Genomic DNA, 1,628 nt, shown 5'->3' on the forward strand with positions numbered 1-1,628 from the left:
CCGCCGCCCGCGGCTGTCGTCACCCCGGCGCCCCCTCCGCCGGCGGCCCCGCCGGCCCCGGCCGGCGAACCGGCTCCGCCGCGCGCTCCCGCTCCAGTCCCGGCCGCACCCGCCCCGCAGGCCCCGGCGCCCCTGCCGGTGGCACCGGCCCCGGCACCGCCACCGGCGCTCCCGCCGCCGGCTCTGCCGCCACCGGCGCTCCCGCCACCACCGCTGCCTAACCTGGGGATTCCGGGATTGCCGGGCGGTCCGCCGCTCTTCAGTCCGCCCCGGGGCGGGTGGGGCCCAGGCGGCGGAGGCAAAGCACCTGGCCGTGGTCCCGGCGGCGGTCCCGGCGGTAAGCACGGCGGTGGCCATGGCGGCGGCCACGGACGCGGCGGCGGCGGGTTCCCGTTCCCGTTGCCGGGGTTCCGTTTCTGAGTGGGCATGCGGACCCAACAGTCGTAAGATGGGCTAATAATTCGCCGGCCCTAGTGGAGGAGGTGCGGTGGACATCGTTCTGGGGGTCTCGATGGCGCCGCCATCGGTACGCATGGTCCTCGTCGAGGGGGAACGCGCCGGTGGCGTGACCGTCGATGAAGACGGATTCGAGGTGGACGCCGACGCGAGGGCGTTCCCCGAGCAGGTCGTGTCGGCCATCCTGGGGACCCAGGAAAGTGCGCGGGAGAGCGGCTACCGGCTGTCCTCGACCGGAGTGACCGTCGCCAACCAGCTGCAGGCGGGCCAGCTGCGTGACGCACTGGCCGATCACCGGGTCGAGAACGTGATGCTGGTGTCGGCGTTCTTGGCGGCGGCCGCACTGGCGCAGACCGTGGGCGGGTCGGTCGGCTACGAGCGGACCGCCCTGATGTTCATCGAGCCCGAGGGGGCGACCCTGGCCGTCGTCGACTCCTCCGACGGGTCGATCGCCGAGGTGCAGCGGGTGGCCCTGCCTTCCGACGACGCCGCCGCGGTGGGTGAGCTGACCCGTCTTGCCGCCCAGGCGGGCCGCCTGCCATCACGCCCCGACGGCCTGTTCGTGGTCGGTTCCGGAGTCAACGTCGGTCTGGTCAAGGCCGAGTTGGACGCGGTCAGTGCCATCCCGGTCAGCGTGCCCGAGGAGCCCGAGACCGCGCTGGCGCGCGGCGCGGCGCTGGCCAGCGCCCACACGCCGCTGTTCGACTCCTCGACCTCGGCGCTGGCGTGGGCCCGCGACCCGGGCACCGGAGTGATCGATCCGGAGCTGGTCGCCCTCGGCTACGCCTATCAAGCCGACTACGACGCCACTCAGGGCGAGTACGCGCTGGCCTACAGTGCGGTTCCCGACGACGCCGCTGACAGCGGCTATCTGAGCCTGTTCGACACAGACGGCTACGACGGCACCATCATCGACGACATCCCACCGAGTGCCGCGGTGGATGAGTTCGCCGACAGCAAGCCACTGCGGCGCCGCAACCCCTTCCTGCTGGCCGGCAGCGGTCTGGCGGCGTTCTTCGTGGTCGGGGTCTCCAGCCTGGTGGTGGCACTGGCGGTGAGCATCCGGCCCACCGCCGCCGATCACCCGCCGCCCTCCGGGCACATCGTGGTCCCCACCCAGCAGGCCCCGGCCCCGGCGGCCGTCCCCGAAGCGGCTCCGCCACCTGCTCGGG

At 73.7% G+C, this 1,628-nt stretch carries 1 protein-coding gene and 1 pseudogene; both read left to right on the forward strand.

From position 1 onward, the window contains the following. Positions 1-221, forward strand: a pseudogene (locus AWC18_RS21770) (hypothetical protein); the annotation flags it as partial. Between the two features lie 266 nt (positions 222-487). After that, on the forward strand, positions 488-1,628 hold a 1,141-nt coding region (locus AWC18_RS00205; protein ID WP_085136931.1), incomplete at its 3' end, for a DUF7159 family protein.

The sequence above is a fragment of the Mycolicibacter nonchromogenicus genome (assembly GCF_002101775.1).
GTDB lineage: Bacteria > Actinomycetota > Actinomycetes > Mycobacteriales > Mycobacteriaceae > Mycobacterium > Mycobacterium nonchromogenicum.